The 22,505-nt window shown below is 64.9% G+C and carries 23 protein-coding genes; 8 read left to right on the top strand and 15 right to left on the bottom strand.

The window, feature by feature from the left end; translation table 11 throughout:
- Positions 1 to 69: 69 nt before the first annotated feature.
- Positions 70 to 423, top strand: coding sequence for a GrlR family regulatory protein (locus GA0061099_RS28670; RefSeq protein ID WP_036011154.1), 354 nt, complete (start codon positions 70 to 72; stop codon positions 421 to 423).
- Here GA0061099_RS28670 and GA0061099_RS28665 read toward each other — a convergent pair whose 3' ends face one another.
- The 8 genes from GA0061099_RS28665 to GA0061099_RS28630 form a co-directional block, all read right to left on the bottom strand.
- Positions 424 to 3,111 carry a PAS domain S-box protein gene (locus GA0061099_RS28665; protein ID WP_036027531.1) on the bottom strand — a complete coding sequence of 896 codons (2,688 nt, stop codon included), beginning with the start codon at positions 3,109 to 3,111 and terminating at the stop codon, positions 424 to 426.
- 187 nt (positions 3,112 to 3,298) lie between these two features.
- Positions 3,299 to 4,093 (bottom strand): NUDIX hydrolase, encoded by a 795-nt coding sequence (locus tag GA0061099_RS28660; RefSeq protein ID WP_036027533.1) that lies wholly within the window; start codon positions 4,091 to 4,093, stop codon positions 3,299 to 3,301.
- Positions 4,094 to 4,097: 4 nt separating this feature from the next.
- The gene (locus GA0061099_RS28655) at positions 4,098 to 5,051 is read right to left on the bottom strand and encodes a dihydrodipicolinate synthase family protein (protein ID WP_036027535.1); all 954 of its coding nucleotides are present in this window, start codon (positions 5,049 to 5,051) and stop codon (positions 4,098 to 4,100) included.
- Between the two features lie 125 nt (positions 5,052 to 5,176).
- Positions 5,177 to 6,055, bottom strand: coding sequence for an SDR family oxidoreductase (locus GA0061099_RS28650; protein WP_036027537.1), 879 nt, complete (start codon positions 6,053 to 6,055; stop codon positions 5,177 to 5,179).
- Positions 6,056 to 6,230: 175 nt separating this feature from the next.
- Complete coding sequence (locus tag GA0061099_RS28645; protein ID WP_036011141.1) at positions 6,231 to 7,091, bottom strand: MaoC family dehydratase; 861 nt, start codon at positions 7,089 to 7,091, stop codon at positions 6,231 to 6,233.
- Between the two features lie 196 nt (positions 7,092 to 7,287).
- The gene (locus tag GA0061099_RS28640) at positions 7,288 to 7,677 is read right to left on the bottom strand and encodes a Zn-ribbon domain-containing OB-fold protein (RefSeq protein ID WP_036011139.1); all 390 of its coding nucleotides are present in this window, start codon (positions 7,675 to 7,677) and stop codon (positions 7,288 to 7,290) included.
- Positions 7,677 to 8,834 (bottom strand): thiolase domain-containing protein, encoded by a 1,158-nt coding sequence (locus tag GA0061099_RS28635; protein WP_036027539.1) that lies wholly within the window; start codon positions 8,832 to 8,834, stop codon positions 7,677 to 7,679. Before GA0061099_RS28635 ends, GA0061099_RS28640 begins: the two co-directional genes overlap by 1 nt.
- Positions 8,835 to 9,781: 947 nt before the next feature.
- Entirely contained in the window at positions 9,782 to 13,273 is a 3,492-nt protein-coding gene (locus GA0061099_RS28630) for an indolepyruvate ferredoxin oxidoreductase family protein (protein ID WP_036027540.1), read from the bottom strand.
- 283 nt (positions 13,274 to 13,556) lie between these two features.
- On the opposite strand from GA0061099_RS28630, the gene GA0061099_RS28625 reads away from it, so the two are divergent.
- The gene (locus tag GA0061099_RS28625; RefSeq protein ID WP_036027541.1) at positions 13,557 to 14,804 is read left to right on the top strand and encodes a c-type cytochrome; all 1,248 of its coding nucleotides are present in this window, start codon (positions 13,557 to 13,559) and stop codon (positions 14,802 to 14,804) included.
- 55 nt (positions 14,805 to 14,859) lie between these two features.
- Here the strand turns inward: GA0061099_RS28625 and GA0061099_RS28620 are convergent, their stop codons facing one another.
- A complete protein-coding gene (locus GA0061099_RS28620) occupies positions 14,860 to 15,504 on the bottom strand; it encodes a trimeric intracellular cation channel family protein (RefSeq protein WP_036027542.1) in 645 nt (214 codons plus the stop codon).
- Positions 15,505 to 15,669: 165 nt separating this feature from the next.
- On the opposite strand from GA0061099_RS28620, the gene GA0061099_RS28615 reads away from it, so the two are divergent.
- Entirely contained in the window at positions 15,670 to 16,059 is a 390-nt protein-coding gene (locus tag GA0061099_RS28615; RefSeq protein WP_036011109.1) for a hypothetical protein, read from the top strand.
- Positions 16,060 to 16,116: 57 nt separating this feature from the next.
- On the opposite strand, the gene GA0061099_RS28610 is transcribed toward GA0061099_RS28615, so the two are convergent.
- The 3 genes from GA0061099_RS28610 to GA0061099_RS28600 are packed head-to-tail and all read right to left on the bottom strand — an operon-like array spanning position 16,117 to position 17,661.
- Positions 16,117 to 16,926 (bottom strand): isocitrate lyase/PEP mutase family protein, encoded by an 810-nt coding sequence (locus tag GA0061099_RS28610; RefSeq protein ID WP_036027544.1) that lies wholly within the window; start codon positions 16,924 to 16,926, stop codon positions 16,117 to 16,119.
- A 51-nt stretch (positions 16,927 to 16,977) separates the two neighbouring features.
- Entirely contained in the window at positions 16,978 to 17,328 is a 351-nt protein-coding gene (locus GA0061099_RS28605) for an antibiotic biosynthesis monooxygenase family protein (RefSeq protein ID WP_036011104.1), read from the bottom strand.
- 24 nt (positions 17,329 to 17,352) lie between these two features.
- Positions 17,353 to 17,661 carry an NIPSNAP family protein gene (locus GA0061099_RS28600; protein ID WP_036011128.1) on the bottom strand — a complete coding sequence of 103 codons (309 nt, stop codon included), beginning with the start codon at positions 17,659 to 17,661 and terminating at the stop codon, positions 17,353 to 17,355.
- A 158-nt stretch (positions 17,662 to 17,819) separates the two neighbouring features.
- Between GA0061099_RS28600 and GA0061099_RS28595 the strand changes: the two genes are divergently transcribed.
- The 3 genes from GA0061099_RS28595 (at position 17,820) to GA0061099_RS28585 (ending at position 20,115) form a co-directional block, all read left to right on the top strand.
- Positions 17,820 to 18,518, top strand: a complete 699-nt coding sequence (locus GA0061099_RS28595; RefSeq protein ID WP_036027545.1) for a winged helix-turn-helix domain-containing protein — start codon at positions 17,820 to 17,822, stop codon at positions 18,516 to 18,518.
- Positions 18,519 to 18,657: 139 nt separating this feature from the next.
- Positions 18,658 to 19,668, top strand: coding sequence for an alpha/beta fold hydrolase (locus GA0061099_RS28590; RefSeq protein WP_036027583.1), 1,011 nt, complete (start codon positions 18,658 to 18,660; stop codon positions 19,666 to 19,668).
- Positions 19,669 to 19,863: 195 nt separating this feature from the next.
- Positions 19,864 to 20,115, top strand: coding sequence for a GCG_CRPN prefix-to-repeats domain-containing protein (locus GA0061099_RS28585; RefSeq protein ID WP_036011098.1), 252 nt, complete (start codon positions 19,864 to 19,866; stop codon positions 20,113 to 20,115).
- A 150-nt stretch (positions 20,116 to 20,265) separates the two neighbouring features.
- Here GA0061099_RS28585 and GA0061099_RS28580 read toward each other — a convergent pair whose 3' ends face one another.
- Both GA0061099_RS28580 and GA0061099_RS28575 read right to left on the bottom strand, forming a co-directional pair.
- The gene (locus tag GA0061099_RS28580; RefSeq protein WP_074448158.1) at positions 20,266 to 20,553 is read right to left on the bottom strand and encodes a twin-arginine translocation signal domain-containing protein; all 288 of its coding nucleotides are present in this window, start codon (positions 20,551 to 20,553) and stop codon (positions 20,266 to 20,268) included.
- 142 nt (positions 20,554 to 20,695) lie between these two features.
- Positions 20,696 to 21,010 (bottom strand): hypothetical protein, encoded by a 315-nt coding sequence (locus GA0061099_RS28575; protein WP_036027558.1) that lies wholly within the window; start codon positions 21,008 to 21,010, stop codon positions 20,696 to 20,698.
- A 130-nt stretch (positions 21,011 to 21,140) separates the two neighbouring features.
- On the opposite strand from GA0061099_RS28575, the gene GA0061099_RS28570 reads away from it, so the two are divergent.
- On the top strand, positions 21,141 to 21,794 hold the full coding sequence (locus GA0061099_RS28570; RefSeq protein ID WP_036027559.1) for a glutathione S-transferase family protein: 654 nt from the start codon (positions 21,141 to 21,143) through the stop codon (positions 21,792 to 21,794).
- Between the two features lie 75 nt (positions 21,795 to 21,869).
- Positions 21,870 to 22,022, top strand: coding sequence for a hypothetical protein (locus GA0061099_RS41425; RefSeq protein ID WP_167361682.1), 153 nt, complete (start codon positions 21,870 to 21,872; stop codon positions 22,020 to 22,022).
- Positions 22,023 to 22,142: 120 nt separating this feature from the next.
- Here the strand turns inward: GA0061099_RS41425 and GA0061099_RS28565 are convergent, their stop codons facing one another.
- Positions 22,143 to 22,490, bottom strand: a complete 348-nt coding sequence (locus GA0061099_RS28565; protein WP_036027561.1) for a hypothetical protein — start codon at positions 22,488 to 22,490, stop codon at positions 22,143 to 22,145.
- Positions 22,491 to 22,505 lie beyond the last annotated feature (15 nt).

Below are 22,505 nucleotides of genomic sequence, written 5' to 3'. Positions count from 1 at the left end.
GGATGGGCTTTGGCATAAAAGCGGGACCGGTTGCGCCATTGGGCGATGGCGGCCGGCCTACGGGACGTTATGAAAAACGGCCTCTATTCAATTCACGTCACCCTGCTCGATGGTCGAGTCGGCAAGGGCAGCGGCGTGATTCTCTTCCGCGACGGCAAGATTCTCGGCGGCGATGCCTACCTGTATTACACCGGCAGCTACACGGTGAAGGACAACAACAGCTTCAAGGGCGAGGTGCTGGTGCAACGGCACACCTCGCCTCGAGGCGATGACAATCCGCTGTTCGGCGGCCCTGCCCCTGTCGGCATCGGCGTCACCGGCACGTTCACGGACACGCGCGGACAGATGACCGGCACCGCGCTGGTCGGCAAGGCCAGCCAGATCTTCGGCGCGACGCTGCACAAGCTTGCAGACGTCGATTAGCTATTCCGCGGCCTGTTCGAGCGGCGCCACACGCGGCAGGATCATCTGGATGCGCGTACCGCCACCCGGTTCGGAATCGAGATCGAGCCGGCCACCGAGCCGGTTGGTGACGATGCTGTAGACGATGTGCAGCCCGAGGCCGGTGCCGCCTTGGTCGCGCCGCGTGGTGAAAAACGGATCGAAGGCGCGGCGACGGACGTCGAGCGACATGCCGCAGCCATTGTCGGAGAAGATGATCTCGACGTTGTCCTTGCCGGACTCGCGCACCTGGATCTCGATCGTCCCGGGCCGGCCGTCCGGGAAGGCGTGCGCCACCGAGTTCAGAAACAGATTGGTCAGCACCTGGCCGTACGGGCCGGGATAGCTGTTCATGGTCAGGTCCGGCTGACACTCGACGTTGAGCGTCAGATTGTGCTTACGCAGGCCCGGCCGCAGGCTCATCACCACCTGCTCGGTGAGGTCACCGAGATCGAAAGTACGCTGATCCGAATAATTGCGGTCGGCGGCGACCTGCTTGAACGACTGGATCAGCTCGGCGGCGCGGTTGAGATTGGAGACGAGCTGCGAGGACGCATCGCGGCTGGTGCTGAGGAAGTCGTTGAGCGTGGAGCGGCGCAGCTCGCCGCGCTCGACTTCGGCGGTGAACATGGCGGTCTTGCGCTCCAGCGCGGAGGCGACGGTGAGACTGATGCCGACGGGATTGTTGACCTCGTGGGCGACGCCGGCGACGAGGCGCCCGAGCGCGGCCAGCTTCTCGGCCTCGATCAGGGAGGCCTGGGTCTCGCGGAGATTGCGCAGCGCGGTTTCGGCGGCTTCCTTGGCCTTGCGCATCTCCTGCTCGCCCCGCTTGCGCTCGCCGATATCGAGCGCAACGGTCACGATCCGCTCGATCTCGCCCTCGGCGTCGAGCAACGGCAACTTGTTGACCAGCCATTGCCGCATGTTGCCGGAGGCGTCCTGATACTCCTCCTCGTAGAAACCGAGACCTTTTCGAAGCTTGAGCACCCGCTTGTCGCTCTCGTCGGACTTGGATGCGCCGTAGCGCGACATCAGGTCGGCCGTGGTGCGGCCGAGCGCCTCGCCGGGCTCGATGCCGAAGATGCCGGCCATGTAGCGGTTCATCAGCACGTAGCGTAGATTGCGATCCTTGACGTTGATCACCGCCGGCACGGTGTCGATGACCTGCTGGAGCAGGCGCCGGCCTTCGGCGATGGCTTCCTCCGCCCGCTTCTGGTCGGTGATGTCGCGCAGCGTGCCCTCGTAGCGGATGATGTTGCCCGCTTCGTCCCGCACGCCCGTGGCGCTGTCGGAGAGCCAGAGGATGTCGCCGCTGCGCTGGCGCACCTGATACTCGAACTCGCGCACCATGCCGTCGCGCGCCATCAGCCGCTGGTATTCGGCGCGCGCCTCGGGGTGGACGTAAATCGTGTGGGCGATGTCGCTGATGCTGTCGATCAGCTGCTGCGGGCTGTCGTAGCCCATCATGCGCGCCAGCGCGGGATTGGCGTTGAGGAGGTCACCGGCCGGGGTCGTCACGTAGATGCCGTCGATGGAGCCTTCGAACAGTTTTCGATAGCTCTCCTCGGCGAGCCGCTGCTCGGTGAGCGCGCGCACCGCCGCCTCGCGCGCGGTGTCGGCCTCCTCCAGCGCGCGGCGAAACACTTCGGCCGCCCGCGCAATGTCGCCGATCTCGTTGCCAAGGTCGGCGGACGGAATTGAGACGTCTTTCCGGCCGGCGGCGAGCGCGCGAATGGATCGCGCGATCTGGGCGAGCGGACGCACCGTCCTGCGAACCACGAACCAGGCAGCGCCGATGCCGATCAGCACGCCGACCGTGCCGAGCACGATGCTCTGCCATCGCGCCTCGGTCAGTGTCCGGGCGAAGTCGCGCGACAGCACGTGACCGCGTCGGGAGCTGACCTCGCGCAGCAATTCGGTGACGCGGCCGATCAGCCGTCCTTCCGTTCCCAGCACCTCGCGATCGATGTCGGCGATCTGCCGCTCGCGGACGGCGACGGCCATGATCGCCTCGGCATAGTCGTTCACCGCCGACTTCAGCTTGGCATCGGCAATATCGAGCCCCCGCATTCCCTGTGCAGCCTGCTCGGCTGCAGACGGGTTGCGCGCGAGCAGCCCGATCGCGATCCGGCCCTGTGCCTCGGACAGGCGGGACGCCAGCTCGCGGTCCGCGGTGCCTTCAACCGCTGCGTCGAATTGTTCGCGCAGCGGCGGCAGTCCGGCGAGCAGCTGGGCGCGGCGGTCGATCAGCGTGGAGATCCGCTCGAGGCCGGAGCGATAGGTTGCGAGCCGCTCGGTGACCCCGTCGAGCATGTCCTGCTGCTCGGGCGCGAGCTCGATGCGGGTCTTCTTCAGGATGTCGCTGAGCGTCGAGGCCGCCTCGCCGACCTGCTGGAACTGGATGCCGGCACCGGGATCTGTGACGAAGTCGCGCGCGGCAAGACGCAGTTCGTTCATGCGGCGATCGATGTCCTCGGCGAGGTCACCGACGCTCTGCAGCCGCTGCAGCTCGGCGAAGGTCGAATCGATGTGCCGGATCGCAATCACGCTCGCAGTCGAGGTGACAATGATCACCGCCAGCACCAACAGGAAGCTACCGAAGGTGAGCTGGCCGATGGAGAGCGAGAAGGTTCGCCTTTTCTCAGGGGGCGGCGTCAATTCGGCGGACATTGGTGGTTTGAGGACCGGACTGCTGGAGGTCCAATATACGACGTATTCCTGCCCGGGGGGAACATGCCTCGGGACGCGGAATATCGTTAATATCGGGACTTGCCGCCCGCTTCAGCTTTACGACAGTTTGACGCTGGCTGCCCCGCGCGCCGGGATTCATCGATACTTCGCCGCCTGTCGAAGTGTGCTAGCCGACGGGGCCGACGTCGAACACCTCGCCGTCATAGCCGGCCTCGCGGGGGATGCGGAGCTGACGGCCGGTTTCGGTTTTGGTCATCACCGGCATCACCGTAACGATCGAGAGTCCGCGGGCGTGCTCCAGCGCCGCGCTCACGCTTCCCTGCTTGGCGAGCCGGATCAGATTGCGCGTGGTCGGGAACGGCAGCTTGAAGCGGCCGCTTTCGCCGCCCTCCACCGCCTCGCGCGCTGACAGCCAGATCGAATCGGTGGACTCCCGCCCGTCGTGGGCGCCGAGCTGGTCGGGCGGCGCGGCCGCGAGGAAGAACCAGGTATCGAAGCGCTTCGGCATGCCCTCCGGCGTGATCCAGTGTGCGTAAGGCACCAGCGTGTCGAGCGCGAGCTGGAGGCCATTGTCGTCGAGGATCTTCAGGAAGCTGATCTTGTGCTCGTTGAGGGCAACGCGGTGCGCGTCAGCGATCTCGCCGGCGCGGTTGGCATCGACCGCCAGGCCAGTCTGCCTCGATCGCGCCAGCAGGATGCCGCTCTCCTCGAAGGTCTCGCGGATCGCGGCGATCCGGAAGCCGCGGTCCGCTTCGCTGAGGCTTTCGCCGCCCGAATAGAGGTCGGCGCGGGCGACGATCTCGTTGTCGCCGGCATCGACGCTGCCACCGGGAAACACCAGCGCGCCCGAGTTGAACTCGATCTGATGATGGCGGACCATCATGAAGACTTCGATTTCCTTAGTGCCGTCGCGCAGCAGGAGGATCGTCGAGGCCGGGCGTGATGCTGATGTCTCGGCCATGCAACTAGCCTGCGGCGCTGGATTGCGGGCCGAGATTGGCGCGCTTGTCGAAACGGGCGACCCGCGACAAGAGATAGTCGACCTCGGCCTTCGCCGTCGCCGTCATCGTCGCACCGGGCTTGCGCTGCGCGCTGGAAGCGATAATACCACGCTTCTGCAGCACGTATTTGCGCACGGTGAGGCCGACGCCGGGCTGCTGCTCGTAGCGGATCAGCGGCAGATGCGCGTCGAAGATGTCATGTGCCGCGTCGCGCTTGCCGGCCTTGGAGAGGTTCACGACGTCGATCAGGAGCTCCGGGAAGGCATAGCCGGTCATGGCGCCGTCGGCGCCGCGCTCCATCTCGAAGTCCAGGAAGGTGCCGCCATTGCCGCAGAGAATCGAGAGCGGACGGAGCGAGCCGTCCTTCTGGAAGCCGCGTAGTGTCGAGATCTTCTCCAGGCCCGGCCAGTCCTCGTGCTTGAGCATCACGCAGTTCGGATTGTCCATGACGATCTTGCGGATCACGGCGGGGGTGAACACCACCTGCAAGGTCAGCGGATAGTCCTGCAGCACCCAGGGCACATCAGGGCCGATGGCTTCCGCCGCCTGCTTGAAATAGCCGATGATCTGGTCGTCGGTGCGAAGCGAGGGCGGCGGCGCGATCATGACGCCGGCCGCGCCCGCATCCATCGAAGCCTTGGCCAGCGAACGCATGGTGGCAAAGCCCGGCGCGGAGACGCCGACGATCACCTGCATCTTCTTGGCGCGCTTGACGTAGCGCACCGCGACCTGCTCGGCCTCGACGGCGTCGAGCTTGGGGGCTTCACCAAGAATGCCCAGCACCGTGACGCCGTCGCAGCCGACCTCCTCGTAGAAATCGGTCAGGCGGTCGATCGAGCGCTCGTCGATCCGGCCGTCGTCGTGGAACGGCGTCGGCGCGATTGCGAAGGTGCCCTTGGCGTCGGCGGTGAGTTTCATCGGTCCTCGTCTTTCTCTAATCTGTCATTCCGGGGCGCGACGCAGTCGCGAGCCCGGAATCCATAACCACGATCCGGAGTATGGATCCCGGGCTCACGCTTCGCGTGCCCCGAGATGACGGCCTTCTAAAACCGCCGTGCCCCCATCTTGATCTGCTCCTCGGAGAAGAAGATCTCCTTGGCATGATCGACAATGTCCTGGGCGTTCCAGCCCGAGTGCGGCGGCTTCCAGCCTTCCATTTCCATCATCCGCATCTCGCGCACGCCGCGGGGCCCGGACACGCCCAGCACCTTGCCGGTCTGGTCGCCCGACAAATCGCTGACCATGTATAGCACGGCCGGCGCGATGCCGTCCGGCCCGAGTGCGGCGCCGGGGTTCTCCTTATAGCGGGGCAGGTCTGCGGTCATGCGGGTCAGGGCGCCCGGGGCCAGCGTCCAGATCCGGATGTTGTACTTGCGGCCCTCGATCGCGAGCACGTTGGACAGGCCCCAGATGCCGCCCTTGGCCGCGCCGTAATTGGTCTGGCCGAAATTGCCGATCAGCCCTGATGTCGAGGAGGTGTTGACGATGACGCCGCCGCCGTTTTCCCGCATCCAGCGAAACACCGGCATGGTGCAACAAAAGGTGCCCTTCAGATGGACCTTGATGACCTTGTCCCAGTCGGCCTCGCTGGCCTTGTGAAAGGTCTGGTCGCGCAAAATGCCGGCATTGTTGACCAGGATGTCGGCGCGGCCAAAGTGCTTGATGGCGTCGTCGAACACCGATTGGCCGCCCTCCATGGTGGAGATGTCGGCGCCGTTGGCGACCGCCTTGCCGCCCTCGGCCTTGATCGCATCCACCACCTGCTGCGCCATGGACACGTCGGCGCCGGAGCCGTCGCGGGGACCGCCGAGGTCGTTGACGACGACCGAGGCCCCTTCCCGCGCGAACAGCTTTGCGTAGGCCTCACCGAGCCCGCCGCCCGCGCCGGTGATCAGCGCGACCTTGCCGTCGAGTAGTCCCATGGTGGCGTCTCCCTGTTTGTTTTTCTTCCACCTCTCCCCGCTTGCGGGGAGAGGTCGATCGCGTAGCGATCGGGTGAGGGGGTACAGGTCTCAATACCGTCCCGACTCGTGGTGAGAGCCCCTCACCCCACCCTCTCCCCGCAAGCGGGGCGAGGGAGTGAAACGCCGGTGCCCACTAACCCAGCACCGTCTTGCCGTTCTTGATCACCGTCACCCCGCGCGACTTCACCTTGGCTTCGAACGAGATCACGTTGCCGTCCTTCCAGAGGTCCATGGTCACGGTCTCGCCGGGATAGACCGGCGAGGAGAACCGCGCGACGTGCTGACGGAAGGCGCTCGCATCGTAGTCGGCATAGGTCTGGAGCACGCCGCGGCAGGTGATGCCGTAGGTGCACATGCCGTGCAGGATCGGACGCGGGAAGCCGGCTTTCTTGGCGAACTCGGGATCGGAGTGCAGCGGGTTGCGGTCGCCGCAGAGGCGATAGACCAGCGCCTGGTCGGGGCGCGTGGTGATGTCGATGGTCTTGTCCGGCTCGCGCGATGGGATCTTGTGCGGATCGGGCTGGGTCAGGTTCGGCCCGCCGAAGCCGCCATCGCCGCGGGCAAAGCGCGAGGCGACCAGCGTTGCCAGCTTCTCGCCCTTCTCGTTCTTCAGCACGGTCTGGTGAACGATGACCACGCCCTTGTCCTTGCCCTTGTCGTAGACTTCGAGCACCGAGGAGTCGGCGGTGATGTTGGCGGCGACCGGCAGCGGCTGGTGGAAGGTGATGTCCCGTTCGCCGTCGACCACCATGACGCGGTTGAGATTCATCTCGCCCGGGCCCGAGCCCCAGGCCGCGACTGAAGCAAAGGTCGGCACCACCTTCAGCGGCCGCGGCGTGAACGTGCCCTCGTTGACGAAGGCGAGCTCGTTCTCGTCCATGGGATCGGCGCCGAGGCCGATGCCGTAGGCGTAGAGCATCACCTCGCGATCGGTGTAGGCGTATTTCTGGCCGAGATTTTTCAGGCCTTTGAGCTCTTCGTATCTGGCGGACATTCTTCTGGTTTCTCCCGGGATTTCACCGGCGCTTACTGATGCGCCCTCTCCCCTTGCGGGAGAGGGCTCCGAGGTGCCGGCCACATACGCGTTTGGGTGAGGGGTTGCTTCCACGTTGAAGATTCTCTCCGTGGAGAGAACCCCTCATCCGGCGCTTCGCGCCACCTTCCCCCGCAAGGGGGAAGGAAGAAAGCAATCAAGCCACCGTGAAGAACGGCAGCGGGGCGCCGTCGGTCGGCTTGAACACCACCTTCACCTTCTGACCGATCTTGAGCTTCTCCAGATCGCAGTCGACGAAATTGGTCTGCACCGATGGCCCCTCCTTCAGCGTGACGTAGCCGATGGCGTAAGGACCGGTCGGCGATTTCCGCATCAAACTGTAGGTGTAGATCGTGCCCTCGCCAGAGGCCTGTTCCCACACCGTCTTGTCGGAGTAGCAGAACGGGCAGATCGAGCGCGGGAAGTAATGCGCTTCGCCGCAGGCGGTGCAGCGCTTGATCATGAACTTGCCCTCTTTCGCCGCGTCCCAGAACGCTGAAGTCTCGGGATTCGTCACCGGGGCCGGATACTTTTTCACTTCGCTCATCACACGCGCTCCAGAATGGCGGTCGAGGCGGCGTGGCGGACGCCGAGCAGGCCGCCGGTGCCGTGGGCGATGGCGAGATCGCAGTTCTTGACCTGCACCTTCGGATGCGCCTCGCCGCGCAGCTGCCTGACGGCTTCGAGGATCTTGGTCATGCCGCCGCGGTTGACGGGGTGGTTGCTGCAGAGGCCGCCACCATCGGTGTTGAACGGCAGCTTGCCGACGCCCGAGATCAGGTTGCCGTCGGCGACGAACTTGCCGCCCTCGCCCTTCTTGCAGAAACCGAGGTCTTCGAGCTGCATCAGCACGGTGATGGTGAAGCTGTCATAGATCGAGGCGTATTTGATGTCCTTCGGCGTGATGCCGGCTTCCTCGAACGCACGCGGACCGGACCAGACGCCGGCGGAGTAAGTGAGGTCGAGATCTTTGCCGCCGCGCGGGCCCTTCATCGCCTCGCCATGGCCGATCAGGCGCACCAGCGGCTTCTTCAGGCTCTTGGCAATCTCCGGCGTCGTCACGATCAGCGCGCCGCCGCCGTCGGAGACGACGCAGCAATCCATGCGATGCAGGGGATCGGAGATCATCGGCGAGTTCAGGACGTCCTCGACAGTGACCACGTCCTTGAGCATCGCATACGGATTGTACTGCGCGTGATGCGAGGCCGCGACCTTGATCCAGGCGAGCTGCTCGGAGGTGGTGCCATAGTCGTGCATGTGGCGCATGGCACACATGCCATAGGCATTGTGCGTGGTCGCCCCGTAAGCGGTTTCGAAATCGACCTCGGCGCCGGAAGCGCGCGGCGGCATCGCGCCGGTGCGCGGCTTGCCGGCGAGCGTCACGAGCGCGATCGAGCATTTGCCCGCGGCGATCGCCTCGGCGGCATGGCCGAGATGGATGATGTAGGAGCAGCCACCGGTCTCGGTGGAATCAATGTGGCGAAGCTTCTTGGTGTTCAGGCCGAGATAATCGACCATCGGCCAGGCGCCGCCGGGCGCGTCGCCCGCACAGAAATAGCCGTCGATATCATCCTTGCTGATCCCGGCATCCTCGATCGCGCCCTTGGCGACCTCGGCGTGGAGCTGGGCGGTGGATTTGTCCGGCGCATGCCGGGTCGGGTGTTCGTAGATCCCGGCAATGTAGGCCTTGCCCTTGATGGTCAAAACTTCAGTCTCCGCTCGCGTCTCGTTCGTGGCTCTTTTTTTGGCTCTTTTTTCTGAACCGCACCGGGCTGATTGGCAAGCGCGGAAATATTCCGCCCCGCGAGAGGGTAGCGGATTGGCGCAAGGGGAGCACATCCGAAAATCCGCCCCAGATAGCAAGCGAACCTGCCCGCCGCGTCGTCATTGCGAGGAGCCCTTGCGACGAAGCAATCCAGAGCCCCTCCATTGAGGAATTCTGGATTTGCTTCGCTACGCTCGCAATGACGGAGTTTGTTGCCACTGATGGCGCTGCTTCAACTCAAGACTCGCTCGCAGACACACGCCCGCATCCTCGCGGCACATCTCGCCCGAGTTTTGCTCCCGTCTTGCTCCCTCCGAAGACAGAGGGCGCAGGGAAGACCGGGTGCCGGCTGGGCACCCACGGTCCGCTGTGCGCGAATTGCGCGAAAAACAGATGCACAGCGGCATACAGGTGGAGCCCAACATCCGGCCTTCCCTGCGCAGTGGCTCTACGGCTTATGTCGCGCTCTCCCCGGGGAGCGATGCACTATTGCCCCCGTCGCCTTGCGAGAGAGACCCGCACGACTTGACGCACAGACCCCGGGCGTCAGGACCACACGATTTTGCCGTACGCGAGACCGCGCCCGTCGTGCGCGCGAAAGCCTCGCGCGACGCAGCCCGCGTCCACCGCCGCTCACCCCGCGTTTCGTGACGATCGCGATACGCCCCTCTGAGAGGGATGAGGTGGCGGAGAGATACGATAATTCCGAATTTCGGTAAAGCGGAATGTTTTTGCGCGCGCGGATTGACCATGGCTTGGGTGTTTTGCCCGGCGGGCAACGCAACGGATGGTGTCGTAGCCCGGATGGAGCGCAGCGCAATCCGGGGCCGTCACCCGCGGAGGCACTCGTCCCGGATTACGCTGCGCTCCATCCGGGCTACTACGCCTACTCCGCCGCGATCTGCCGGGGCGCCGGCGGCGGGTTGGCCAAATCCGCGGCGAGCTGGGCGTAGCGGGCCTTGGCGTCGTGTACGGCCTTCTCCTTCACGGGGCCGTAGCCGCGGATGCGGTCGGGCAGTGAGAGCAGCTCGACCGCGGTGTCGATCGTGAGCGGCGACAACAGGCCGAGCACCCTTGCGACGTCCTTCTCGTAGCCGGCGATCAGGTCGCGCTCGAGCTTGCGGTCGGCGCTGCGGCCGAAGATGTCGAACGGCGTGCCGCGCAGGAACTTGAACTTGGCCAGCACGCGGAAGACCTTCAGCATCCACGGGCCGAAGGCGCGCTTCTTCGGGCGCCCCAGCGCATCGACACCGCTGCTGAGGATCGGCGGCGCGAGATTGAAGTTGAACTTGAAGTCGCCCTCGAACTGGTCGCGGAGCTGCTGCTCGAAGGCGCCGTCGGTGTAGAGGCGCGCCACTTCGTACTCGTCCTTGTAGGCGAGGAGCTTTGCATAATTCACGGCAACCGCGCGCGGCAGCGCATCGCCATAGCCGCCCTTCGCGGCGGCATCGCGGACCTGGTCGACCAGCTTGCGATAGCGCTTGGCGAGACGAGCGTTCTGGTAGGCGGTCAGATGCTTGGCACGGTGCTCGATGACCTCGTCGAGCGTCATGGCATCGAGCGCCTTCGGCGCGGCCACTTCGTCCCCGCCCTTCAGCATATCCGCAAGGCGCTTGGGGTCGGCGACTGCGAGGCGGCCGAGGCGGAAGGCTTCCTTGTTCATCTTGATCGAGACGCCATTGACCTCGATCGCCTGCTCGATCGCTTCCGCGGAGAGCGGCAACAAACCCTTCTGATAGGCATAGCCCATCATCATCATGTTGGTGGCGATGGCATCGCCGAGCAGCTGCTCGGCAGGCTTGGTGAAGTCGAAGAACACCGAATCCTTGTGCAGCGCCGTTTCCAGGAGCCCGTTCAGCTTGCGGGTCTGGAAATTGAAATCGCGATTGAGGATGAAATCGGCGGTGGGAATGACGTGGCTGTTGATGATGCCGTGGGTGCGGCTGGTGTCACAAAGGGTGATCGTGTCCTTGGCGACTGCGACGACTTCGTCGGCGGCGAGCACGAGATCGGCCGTGCCGGTGACGATGCGCGAGCAGGTCACCTCGGCCGGATGATCTGATAGCCGCACATGGCTGAGCACCGCCCCGCCCTTTTGCGCGAGGCCCGACATATCCAGGATCATCGAGGCCTTGCCCTCGATGTGGGCGGCCATGCCGAGCAGCGCGCCGATGGTGAGCACGCCGGTGCCGCCGACGCCGCCGACGGCGATGTTATAGGGCTTGTCGAGCGTCGGACGCGAGGCCGGCTCGGGCAGCGCGCCGATCTCAGCGAGCTCGGCTGGCGCGCGGTGGCGCGGCGCGCCGCCGTCGATGGTGACGAAGGACGGACAGAATCCTTTCAGGCAGGAATAGTCCTTGTTGCAGGATGACTGGTTGATAGCGCGCTTGCGGCCGAACTCGGTCTCCAGCGGCTCGACCGAGATGCAGTTCGACTGCACCGAGCAATCGCCGCAGCCTTCGCAGACGGCCGGATTGATCATGACGCGGCGCGCCGGGTCCTCCATCAGGCCGCGCTTGCGGCGACGGCGCTTCTCGGCGGCGCAGGTCTGCACGAACACGATCGCCGAGGTGCCCTTGAACTCGCGGCACATCTTCATGACGTTGTCGAGCTCGTCGCGGTGATACTTCTTCACGCCGGGCGCGATGGTATCGGCGGGATAAGCGTCGGGGTTTTCCGAGACCAGATAGAGCTCGCGGATGCCTTCGGCGTACAGCTGCTGGGTGATCTGCTGCGGCGAGAGATCGCCGTCATGACGCTGGCCGCCGGTCATGGCTACCGCATCGTTGTAGAGGATCTTGTAGGTGATGTTGGCCTTGGAGGCGATCGCCTGGCGGATGGCGAGAATGCCGGAGTGGAAGTAGGTGCCGTCGCCGAGATTGGCGAAGATGTGGTTCTCGTTGGTGAAGGGCGCGATGCCGACCCAGGGCACGCCCTCGCCGCCCATATGCGTGAACGTCTCGGTCGAGCGGTCCATCCACAGCGCCATGAAGTGGCAGCCGATGCCGGCAAGCGCGCGGCTGCCTTCGGGGACTTTCGTCGACGTGTTGTGGGGGCAGCCGGAGCAAAAATACGGGGTTCGGGAGACAGGGGCGACCGCCTGCATCTGGGTCGCCTGGCGGCCGTTGAACCAGTCGGCCTTGGCGCGGAGCATCTCCGCGATTTCGGGGTTGAGATCAAGTCGAAGCAGGCGTTCGGTCAGCGAGGTCGCGAGCGAGGCGACGCTGAGCTCGGCGGCGAAGGTCAGGAAGCGCTTGTCGTGCTCGTCCATCTTGCCGACGATGCGCGGGCGCACATCGTCGCGCCAGTTGAACAACACCTGCTTGACCTGGTTCTCGACGATCTCGCGCCGCTCCTCGACGATGAAGATCTCCTCCAGGCCGACGGCGAATTCATGCACGCCTTCGGGCTCGAGCGGCCAGGGCATGCCGATCTTGTAGAGACGAAGGCCGATTTTGGCGGCGACCTCCTCGGTGATGCCGAGCTCGCGCAGCGCCTGACGAACGTCCTCGTAGCTCTTGCCAGAGGCCATGATGCCGAAACGGGCGGTCGGCGAATCCATGGTGACGCGGTTGACCTTATTGGCGCGGGCAAAGGCGATGGCGGCAAAGCCCTTGTAGTCCTGCAGGCGCCGGTCCTGCTCGAAGCGGTCGTCGGGCCAGCGCAGGTTGAGGCCGCCGGGTGGCAGCTCGAAATCGGTGGGAATGATGAACGGCTTCATCTCGTCGGTGAGGTCGATCTCGGCGGTGGTCTCGACCGTCTCCGTGATCACCTTCATGCCGACCCAGCAGCCGGAATAGCGCGACATCGCGATGCCGAGCAGGCCCATCTCGATCATCTCGTGGATGCTCGAGGGATAGAGATACGGCATCAGCGCCGACATGAAGGCATGGTCGGACTGATGCGGGACGGTGGAGGATTTTGCGCCGTGGTCGTCGCCGGCAAGGCACAGCACGCCGCCGTTCTTGGCCGAGCCCGCGGCATTGCCGTGACGGAACACGTCGCCGCAGCGGTCGACGCCCGGGCCCTTGCCGTACCAGATGCCGACCACGCCGTCGTATTTGGCGCCGGGCGAGAGGTTGAGCTGCTGCGAGCCCCATACCGCGGTCGCGGCGAGGTCCTCGTTCACGCCGGGTTGGAACTTGATATTGTACTGCTCGAGATGCTTGCGCGCGGCGAAGAGCTGCTGGTCGTAGCCGCCGAGCGGCGAGCCGCGATAACCGGAGATGAAGCCCGCGGTGTTGAGGCCGTTGGCGCGGTCGCGCCGGATCTGGGCCATCGGCAAGCGGACCAGGGCCTGGATGCCCGTGGTGAAGACGTGTCCGGTCTGCTGGGTGTACTTTTGATCGAGACTGATCGGACCCTGGTTGATGCCCATGCTGTCCTCGCTTGCGCCCTGTTCAGGTCTTGCTGACTTAAGTCGTTGCCTGCCCATTGGTTTTAGCTAGGGCGCGCCGACCACCTCCGCCACTCTATGTCGGATATTTCATGCTCCGCATCACAATTCTGGACCAAAGGAGGCCTCGGGTAAAAATCGCAATTTCGTGGCCTGAAACACGTTGGCGATTTTCAGTTTGTGTCACCATACCCCCATCGTTGCGAAATGAATCGACGCTTCCCTTCACGCAGGTAGGGTCGATGGGTCGCAGGGGAGGCTGTCGATGCGGACGATTCTGACGGGCCTGGCGCTTGTGGGCCTGGCGTTGTGCAGTGCGGTTGCAAGTACGGTCACAAGCGCGGCCGGCGCCGCCGGACCATCGCCCGAGCTGATCGCCTATGGCAAGGCGCTGGTCGAGGCCGGCGACTGCGCGGGCTGCCACACTGCCGATCCGGCCAAACCGTTCGCGGGTGGCAAGCGCATCGACACGCCCTTTGGCGCGATCTATGCGCCGAACCTGACGCCGGACCGTGACACTGGCATCGGCGGCTGGACGGATGCCGATTTCACCCGCGCCTTGCGCACCGGCATCGCGCCTGACGGCTCGAATTATTACCCGGCGTTTCCCTACCCCTACTTCACGAAGACGACGAAGGACGACACGCTGGCGATCCGCGCCTATCTCGCCACGCTGGCGCCCGTCACCAGCCGCAACAAGCCGCCGGAGCTGCGCTGGCCATTCGGCTATCGCGGCCTGATGCGGCTTTGGAACACGATGTATTTCAAGCCCGGCCTGTTCGAGCCGGACCAGACCAAGAGCGCGGCCTGGAACAGAGGCGGCTACCTGGTCACCGGGCTCGGCCATTGCGGCGCCTGCCACACGCCCAAGAATTATTTCGGCGCCGACCGGGATGCGCAGGCGCTGTCCGGCAACGCGGTCGGCGGCTGGTTCGCACCGCGGCTCGACGGCGCCCCGCGCACCGGGCTGAAATCCTGGAGCGAGGCCGATATCACGGAGTACCTGCAAAGCGGGCGCAATGCCAAAAGCCACGCCGGCGGGCCGATGGCGGAGGTCGTCGTCAACTCGACCTCGAAGATGAGCGATGCCGACGTGCGCGCGATCGCGATCTATCTGAAGAGCCTGCCGCCGGCCCGGCGCGAGACGATCGTAACGCCGCCGGACGCTGCCGAGATGAAGGCCGGCCAGGCGGTCTACGCAAAGCTCTGCATCGCCTGCCACGAGGCCGACGGCACAGGCAGCCCGCGCATCTACCCGCCGCTGCCGGGCAATGCGCTGCTGCAATCGATCAATCCGTCCTCGACCTTGCGCATCATCCTCGACGGTGCCCACACTGTGACGACGCCGCGCGCGCCGAACACCGGCGAGATGCCAGCCTACGCCGAGCAGCTGTCCGACGCCGAGATCGCCGCGGTGACGAACTACATCCGCAATTCCTGGGGCAATGCCGGCCCGCTGGTGACACCGGCACAGGTGGCGAAGGCAAGGAAGCGAGAGGCGAATGGGCAATAGCGAGTGGCGAATGGCCCAGAACCATTCGCTATTCGCCATTCGCGCGCGACAGCGCTCACCGCTCTTCATCCCCCGTGAACACGAATTTCGGCATCTCCCATTTGTAGCGCACCGCAAGCAGGCGGAAGCTGATGCCGAGGACGAAGGTCAGGATGGTCCAGAGCTCCGCGTTGAGCTTGAAACCGAACGCGGTCGCATAGAACAACCCCGTCACCACCGAGACGCTGGCATAGAGCTCGGATCGAAACAGCAGCGGCACGTCGTTGCAGAGCACGTCGCGCAGCACGCCGCCGGCGCAGCCCGTCACCATGCCCGAGACGATGACGATCGGCAGCGAAGCATCCATCTGCCAGGCTACGTCGCAGCCGGCCATGGTGAAGACGACGAGACCGATGGCATCGAGCACGATGAAGGCGACCTTCAGCCGGTGCACGAGGCGCGCAAACAGGATGGTGAGGAAGGCGGCGCCGCCGGCGAGCGCGAGATAGATCGGGTTCTGCACCCAGGCCAGCGGATAATGTCCGAGGAAGAGATCGCGCAACGTGCCGCCGCCGAGCGCGGTGATGCAGCCGAGGAAGCAGACGCCCAGCCAATCCATGCTGCGGCGTCCGGCAGCGAGCGCAGCCGTCATGCCCTGCGCCGCCACCGCGGCCAAGGACAGGAAATGCAGCACGCTATCGGTAGGCGGCAGGCTCCACATCGCGTGTTCCCTCCTCCATGGCCCTCGAACTCAGGCGTGGGTTTCCCATGGAACAGGTTCCCGATTCCCCACACCGAGGCAACATGCGACGAAAGCACCAAGGCGGCGGAACAGAATCTCGCACCTGAGGGTTGTCCCGGGGTCATAACCGAGGAGACCAAATCGATGGCAGACGACCGTTTTCCCAACGATCCGTACCGCCCGAACCTCGCCGACGATGAGTACTCTCGCGCGGCGCGCCGGGATGCCGACCTGCAGGCCGATCCCGAGCTCGGGGAAGGCCCCGCCTCCAGCGGCAAGATCGCGCTGTTTGCGGTCGCTGTCGCCCTGGTGCTGGGCGCAGTGTTCTACGGCTTGAACAATTCCAGCACCACCAACGAGGCCAGCAACACACCGGCCTCGCAGACTGCGCAGACGCAGCCGACCAATCCGGCCGCACCTCCCGGCATGCGTGACGTGACGCCGCGCAGCAACACCGAGCCGGGCGTGACCACGGGTGCAGCGCCGAACAGGCCGGCCCCGAATACGCCAGCTCCGTCCGACGGCGCGAAGTAACATTTCGTAATGATGCGCGAGAGCGGCGGGATGCAACATCCCGCCGCTTTCGTTTGCCTACCCGAACATCTTGTTGAGCTCGCCGCCGGGATAGCCGCCGCCGAGCTCGGTGAAGGTCCCCTTCTCCGCCATCTCCTTGGCCGCGCGCATGAAGCCGCCCCAGGCGGCGCGGGCGAGCGAGCCGCCGACGCTGATGCGGCGCACGCCGAAATCCTGGGCTTCCTGCAGCGACAGGCCGGAGCCGCCGATCAGAAGATTGAACGGCTTCGGTGCGACCGCCTTGACCACCGCGGCGATGTCCTCGCGGCTCTTCAGACCCGGCGCATAGAGGCAGTCGGCGCCAGCATCGGCATAGGCGGTGAGCCGGTCGATGACGAGCTTGAGATCGGTCACGCCCCACAGATAGGCCTCGCAGCGGCCGACCAGCAGCGTGCCGCTGTCGCCGATCGCCTTGCGCGAGGCCTTGATGCGCTCGACGGCCAGCGCGCGATCGTAGAGCGGCTTGTCCTTGTCGCCGGTGGAATCCTCGATCGAGAGGCCCGCAACGCCGGTGCGCACACCGCGCTCGACATTGTCCGCGACCTTATCGGGCTCGACCGCAAAGCCACCCTCGAAATCGGCGTTCACGGGGATGTCGACAGCCGAGCTCAATGCTGCCAGATGCTGACAGACGTCCTCGACGGTAACGTGATTGTCGGCCTTGCCAATGGTCCAGGCAAAGCCGGCGCTCGATGACGCGATCGCCTTGAAACCGAGATGCTGCAAGGCTTTCGCGCTGCCGACATCGACCGGATTGGGCAGGATGAAGCAGCCGCTCTCGTGCATTTTCCTGAACGTCGCGCGCTTGTCAGCGGTCGTCACGTGCATGTTTCTCTCCCTTGTTAGCCGCGCAGAGATAAGGCTGCGTTTTCGAGTCCGCTAGTGCGCGTCATGCACGGCGCGGCTGTCCTTCGGCGCCTCGTCGCGGTCGTTCATGCCGTAGTCGCGGATGACGCTGGCGATGCGTAAGTGATAATCGGCGAAGATCTGCGCCCTGCCCCTGGCCTGGGTGCGGCGGTGCTCCATCGTGTTGCGCCAGGCCTGGACGGCCGCTTCGTCCCGCCAGAACGATACCGACAGGATCTTGCCCTTCTCCGTCAGGCTCTCGAAGCGCTCGACCGAGATGAAGCCGTCGATGGTCTGCAGCAACGGCTTCAGATCGGCTGCAAGGTCGAAATAGGTCTGGCGGTGTTCCGGCTTGGGCCAGACCTCGAAGATCACGGCGATCATGGGCGTCTCCTGCTGTTGGTCGGCCTACAATACCACCTTGCGCAGGAAGGTGCGTTCTTCGGCGAGGATGAATTTCTCCGCCTCGGCAAAGTTGAAGTTTGCCATACCGTCGAGATCGGCGCGCAGCCGTTTGCGATAGGCTTCATAGGCGGCCAAGCTCTCGAACGAGATCAGGGCCGACGCAATGTTGTTGGTGCCCTCATGTGGCATGAAGTAGCCAATCAACTCGCCGCCACATCTGGGGATGATGGTGAGCCAGCGCTTCGAATATTCCTCGAACTGCGCGCGCTTGAAGGGATCGAGCTGATAGCGGATGAAGACGGTGACGGACATAATGGGCTCCTTTGTTTTCGCCGTCATTGCGAGCGTAGCGAAGCAATCCAGGAGTCCCTCCGCGGACGCAGTCTGGATTGCTTCGCTACGCTCGCAATGGCGACTTGGTGACACGCTACGCGCTTGCCCGACTGCAACGCTTCGGTTACCATCGAAGCATGAAATCAGGACCCGACATCGCCATGGTCGCCTCGCTGGTTGGCGACCCCGCCCGCGCCAACATGCTCACGGCGCTGATGAACGGCCGCGCGCTCACCGCGAGCGAGCTGGCGCAGGAGGCAGGCATCACGCCGCAGACCGCAAGCTCGCATCTGTCGAAGCTCGAGGCCGGCGGCCTGATCGAGCCGGAGAAACAGGGCCGCCACCGCTACTACCGCCTCACCGACGACGACGTCGCCGGCGTGCTCGAGGGGCTCGCCGGCCTTGCCGCGCGGACCGGCCATATGCGCGTGCGCACCGGGCCGAAGGACCCTGCGCTGCGGCGCGCGCGGATTTGCTACGACCATCTCGCCGGCGATCTCGGCGTGCAGATGCTGGACTCCTTGCGCGAGCGGCATCTGGTCAGGCAGAAGAAGCAGGAGATCGAGCTGACCGCCGAGGGCGAGCGCTTTCTTGTGAAGCACCTGCAGATCTCGCCCGACATGCTCAGCCATCCGCGCCGCCCGGTCTGCAAGGCCTGCCTCGACTGGAGCGAGCGGCGGCACCATCTCGCCGGCACGTTGGGCGCGGCCATGATGCAACGGTTCGCCGAGTTGAAGTGGGCCGCGCGCGATCCCACGCCCGGCAGCCGTATCGTGAATTTCACCCGTACCGGCGAGAAGCAGTTCGCTGCGCTGTTCGCGAATGGGAAGGAATGATCACACAAGCCCTGTGAGATCGCACGTTTGCGTGTGAATGTGCACTCTCGTCATGGCCGGGCTTGACCCGGCCATCCACGTCTTTATTGCGGCTGGCACGTGGATGCCCTGGACAAGCCCGGGCATGACGGAGACTGTGATGAACCGCATCTTCCTGGCCGCGCTCGCCGCCGCCCTTCTTACTTTCCAACTCACATCGACCTACGCCGCCGATGCCACGCCCCGCGAGCCCTATGGCATCGCGCTCGAAGGCTTTGCCTATCCTTACCCCGTGCACTTGCTCCCCGTCGTCAACGACGGCGAGCAGCTCAGCATGGCCTATATGGATGTCGCCGCGGCACGGCCGAACGGCCGCACCGTCGTGCTGCTGCACGGGCGCAATTTTCCGTCGAGCTATTGGGCGCCCGTGATCAAGATGCTGAGCGAGGCCGGCTTTCGTGTCGTGGTGCCGGACCAGGTCGGTTTCGGCAAGTCTTCCAAGCCGGCGGGCGAGCTGCATTTCGACAATCTGGCGCGCAACACCATTGCGCTGCTCGATCACCTCAAAATCGACAAGGCCGAGATCGTCGCGCATTCGCTCGGCGGCATGCTCGGCGTGCGCATCGCCCGGGCCTATCCCGACCGCCTCGTCCATCTGGTGCTGACCGCGCCGATCGGGCTCGAGGACTACCGCCTCTACGTGCCGCCGACGCCGACCGAGAAGATGATCGAGACCGAGGACAAGCTCACCGCCGACGGCTATCGCAAGCAGCTCCAGACCAATTACGCAATCAAGCTGCCGGCCGAGGCGATCACGCCGTTCATCGAGGCCCGCTTCAATATCAAGGGCAGCCCGGACTATCCGCGCTGGCTGGGCGCTTTCGTCTCTTCCGGCCAGATGATCTATCGTGAACCGGTGGCGCACGAGATCCCGCTGATCGCGACACCGACTCTGTTCATCATGGGCGCGGACGACCACAACGCGCCGGGCCGGCCGCTCGCGCCGGAGGCGCTGCGGGCCAAGATGGGGCAGAACGCAGAGCTTGCGAAGCAGCTCGCCGCGAAGATGCCGAACGCGCGGGCCGAGGTGATCCCCGACACCGGCCATCTCGTGTTCCTGGAGGCGCCGGAGACGTACAAGGAACTGGTGCTGGGCTTTCTCGGCCGCTAGCGACACCAGCGTGTCGTCCGGGACCAGATGCGGGGAACGTTCATGCCGCATTCAGGTCATGATTGGCAGGTTTGGATCGCAACGTGCCGGCACGTTTCTCCAATTTTAACGTGTCGAATCGTGTCTGTTGATTCATTGTGCGCCACAAGCGCCATCCCCCTAAGCCTGCCCCCAGGACGAGAAGGAAGATCAAAAATGAAATACCTGTTAGCCGCCGTCATGCTCGCCAGCGCGGCCGTCGTCGGTTTCAGCGAGGCGGCCAGCGCCGCCGAGGGCTGCGGCCGAGGGTTTTATCGCGGCCCCTATGGTCAGTGCCGCCCGATGCGTGGCGCGGTCGTCGTGCGCCCCGCCCCCGTGGTGGTCGCCCCACCGGTCGTCGTGGTGCCCCGCGCGCGCGTCTGCCCTTACGGCTTCCGCTGGTACGCCGGCCGCTGCCGTCCTTACTGATCTTCTCCGCACTCCAGAATGGCCGCGCGGCATCCGCTGCGGCCATTTTCTTTTGGCGCTCTGACTTTCGCCCACGGAGCCGGGCGTCTCCAGAATCGAAACGGGGACCGCCAGCGGCGATCCCCGTTGAGTCCGCGAATGGTCGCGAGCTTACCAATAATGGCGGCGGCGCCAGCGCCGGCGATGCCGGCGCCAATGACGGCGGTGCCAGCCCCAGTGGCGGCCACGCCCACGCCAGTGAACCTGCTCAGGAGCGAGTTGCGCAGCTTCCTCACTGGTCGTGACAGCGGGATGCGCGTCGGGATTGCCTTGCGGCGCGTGAGTGGGATCAGCGAGCGGCTGCGGTGACAGCGGCGCGGCCTGTGCCGCGGTCGCGGCGAAGGCAGCGGCGCCCGCCGTCAATCCCAAGGCAAGTTTCAAAAAGTTCCGGCGCTCCATCGTTTCTTCCTTCTTGGATCATCGTGCACGTGATGCAGAAGGAATGTCGCTGCAACGCCATGAACCGAAGCTGAAGCCGGCGTTCAGATTCATGCGAGCCGAGATGAAGAATTCGTAACTCCGTCCGGGTTACAGAACCTCGCTACGTCGCGAACTCCTGCGCCAGCACCAGCGTCTCGCGCGAGCGCTTCACGTCGGGCCAGTCGCGGTTGAAATCGGCGACGAGCTTTTTCAGCGCGTCGCCTTTCAGCATCGCGTTCAGCTTGGCCTCGTCGTCGAACTGATACATCGCCTGGTGCAGCGAGGGATCGTCGAGACTCCAGAACCGCCACGCCTTGCTCACGCCGAAGACCTTCACTGCGTCGGGCAGGTGTTCCGTCTCGTACCACCGGTCGAACGCAGCGCGCTTTTCGGCGTCGGACACGACGGCGCGAACGACGAAGAAGGCTGCTGGCATCGGATTTCCTCCTGTTGTTTGGGGCGAGCCTAGCCGGTTAAGCCGCCGGCGACAAAAGGAGTCGCCGCCGGTGTCGGAATGGGCGCCCTTCGTTCGTCCTTTGCGTTGAACCGGCACACGGAGACAGCAAATGGCCGACCTCACCCTGACCACCTTCGATTGGGTTCCCGCAGCGCCGCGAGGCTTCGTGCGTGACTTCCGCGTGCGCTGGGCGCTGGAAGAAGCCGCCTTGCCCTATCGCGTCGCCAGCGTGCCATTCGACGACCGCGGGCCCGCGCACTTCGCCCACCAGCCGTTCGGCCAGGTTCCGTGGCTGACCGACGGCGACCTCTCGATCTTCGAGACCGGCGCGATCCTGCTGCATCTCGGCGGCCTCAGCGAGAGGCTGATGCCAAAGGACCAGCGCGGCCGCACTGAAGCGGCGGAGTGGGTGTTCGCGGCGCTCAATTCGGTGGAGATGGCCAGCCTGCCCTGGGGCATGTCCAAATTCATGGGACATCCGACCGACACGGCAGCATGGAAATTCGTGGACGACTTCCTCAAGCTTCGGCTCAAGCATCTCGAGGCGGTGCTGGCCAGCCGCGAATGGTTGGCGGGCTCCTTCTCCGTCGCCGACATCCTGATGGCGGACGTGCTGCGCGTCGTCGATGGTTTCAACGGGCTGACGGATAGTCCTGCCTGCCGCGCTTACGTCGCGCGCGCCACCGGACGTCCGGCGTTCGCCAAGGCCCACGCCGACCAGCTGGCGCATTTCGCCGCGGCGGATAAGGCGCGCGGGGCGTGATGCACCTCACATAATCGATGCTGTGCTTGGCATAGAGTCGCCGGCATCGGAACGATTCAATTCGACAGGTGACCCATGGTCCGCATCGAATATCTCAAGCGACAGATCGCCCGCGCCGAGCGGTTGGCCAAGGCCATGCTCGACCGGCAGACCGCCGACCGGCTCCAGGCCTACGCCGCCGAATGCCGCGCCGAATTGTCGGAGCTGACAGTCAAGCAGGCCGCGTGAGGCTTGCTGGCGCTGGAGGCGTCTGATGCGTAGGGCGGATTAGCGATAGCGTAATCCGCCACTTCTCCATCCGATGACGCACACCTTGGTGGATTACGCTTCGCTAATCCACCCTACACCTCACACCAGCTTCAGCGGCGCATCGGCAACGACCCTGAGGTCAATGCTGCCGATCAACGCCGCACGCCGCGCCTCCGCAGCACTGATGGCCTCGTCCGTCTGCCGCAACGTCGAGACATTCGAGCCGAGCGAGACGATCCCGCCGAGCACCAGCGCAATCGATCCGAGCGCGGCAGTCTGACCAAATCCGAACAGACCGAGGATCGTCACCAGCAGCAGCGCCGCCCCGCCACCGATCGCGATCTTGGACGCCAGGATGTACTTGCGGCACCGCTCAGCGATCTCGGCGAGCTCTTCGATCCGATCTTCGATATCGGAGATTTCATCGGTCGGATCGTCTTCGGTCATTGGATCGAGCGTGCC

Origin of the sequence: Bradyrhizobium yuanmingense (assembly GCF_900094575.1) — a bacterium.
In the GTDB taxonomy this organism is placed as follows: Bacteria; Pseudomonadota; Alphaproteobacteria; order Rhizobiales; family Xanthobacteraceae; genus Bradyrhizobium; species Bradyrhizobium yuanmingense.
This window is presented reverse-complemented; position numbering and strand designations above follow the sequence as displayed.

What these genes read in the sequence shown, in the direction of transcription:
- GA0061099_RS28670 (WP_036011154.1), top strand. Translation starts at nt 70, where the DNA reads ATGAAAAACGGCCTCTATTCAATTCACGTCACCCTGCTCGATGGTCGA.
- GA0061099_RS28580 (WP_074448158.1), bottom strand. Translation starts at nt 20,553, where the DNA reads ATGGAGCGCCGGAACTTTTTGAAACTTGCCTTGGGATTGACGGCGGGC.
- GA0061099_RS28645 (WP_036011141.1), bottom strand. Translation starts at nt 7,091, where the DNA reads ATGTCCGCCAGATACGAAGAGCTCAAAGGCCTGAAAAATCTCGGCCAG.
- GA0061099_RS28575 (WP_036027558.1), bottom strand. Translation starts at nt 21,010, where the DNA reads ATGCCAGCAGCCTTCTTCGTCGTTCGCGCCGTCGTGTCCGACGCCGAA.
- GA0061099_RS28565 (WP_036027561.1), bottom strand. Translation starts at nt 22,490, where the DNA reads ATGACCGAAGACGATCCGACCGATGAAATCTCCGATATCGAAGATCGG.
- GA0061099_RS28595 (WP_036027545.1), top strand. Translation starts at nt 17,820, where the DNA reads ATGAAATCAGGACCCGACATCGCCATGGTCGCCTCGCTGGTTGGCGAC.
- GA0061099_RS28665 (WP_036027531.1), bottom strand. Translation starts at nt 3,111, where the DNA reads ATGTCCGCCGAATTGACGCCGCCCCCTGAGAAAAGGCGAACCTTCTCG.
- GA0061099_RS28630 (WP_036027540.1), bottom strand. Translation starts at nt 13,273, where the DNA reads ATGGGCATCAACCAGGGTCCGATCAGTCTCGATCAAAAGTACACCCAG.
- GA0061099_RS28655 (WP_036027535.1), bottom strand. Translation starts at nt 5,051, where the DNA reads ATGAAACTCACCGCCGACGCCAAGGGCACCTTCGCAATCGCGCCGACG.
- GA0061099_RS28590 (WP_036027583.1), top strand. Translation starts at nt 18,658, where the DNA reads ATGAACCGCATCTTCCTGGCCGCGCTCGCCGCCGCCCTTCTTACTTTC.
- GA0061099_RS28610 (WP_036027544.1), bottom strand. Translation starts at nt 16,926, where the DNA reads ATGCACGTGACGACCGCTGACAAGCGCGCGACGTTCAGGAAAATGCAC.
- GA0061099_RS28585 (WP_036011098.1), top strand. Translation starts at nt 19,864, where the DNA reads ATGAAATACCTGTTAGCCGCCGTCATGCTCGCCAGCGCGGCCGTCGTC.
- GA0061099_RS28650 (WP_036027537.1), bottom strand. Translation starts at nt 6,055, where the DNA reads ATGGGACTACTCGACGGCAAGGTCGCGCTGATCACCGGCGCGGGCGGC.
- GA0061099_RS41425 (WP_167361682.1), top strand. Translation starts at nt 21,870, where the DNA reads ATGGTCCGCATCGAATATCTCAAGCGACAGATCGCCCGCGCCGAGCGG.
- GA0061099_RS28625 (WP_036027541.1), top strand. Translation starts at nt 13,557, where the DNA reads ATGCGGACGATTCTGACGGGCCTGGCGCTTGTGGGCCTGGCGTTGTGC.
- GA0061099_RS28615 (WP_036011109.1), top strand. Translation starts at nt 15,670, where the DNA reads ATGGCAGACGACCGTTTTCCCAACGATCCGTACCGCCCGAACCTCGCC.
- GA0061099_RS28600 (WP_036011128.1), bottom strand. Translation starts at nt 17,661, where the DNA reads ATGTCCGTCACCGTCTTCATCCGCTATCAGCTCGATCCCTTCAAGCGC.
- GA0061099_RS28620 (WP_036027542.1), bottom strand. Translation starts at nt 15,504, where the DNA reads ATGTGGAGCCTGCCGCCTACCGATAGCGTGCTGCATTTCCTGTCCTTG.
- GA0061099_RS28605 (WP_036011104.1), bottom strand. Translation starts at nt 17,328, where the DNA reads ATGATCGCCGTGATCTTCGAGGTCTGGCCCAAGCCGGAACACCGCCAG.
- GA0061099_RS28640 (WP_036011139.1), bottom strand. Translation starts at nt 7,677, where the DNA reads ATGAGCGAAGTGAAAAAGTATCCGGCCCCGGTGACGAATCCCGAGACT.
- GA0061099_RS28570 (WP_036027559.1), top strand. Translation starts at nt 21,141, where the DNA reads ATGGCCGACCTCACCCTGACCACCTTCGATTGGGTTCCCGCAGCGCCG.
- GA0061099_RS28660 (WP_036027533.1), bottom strand. Translation starts at nt 4,093, where the DNA reads ATGGCCGAGACATCAGCATCACGCCCGGCCTCGACGATCCTCCTGCTG.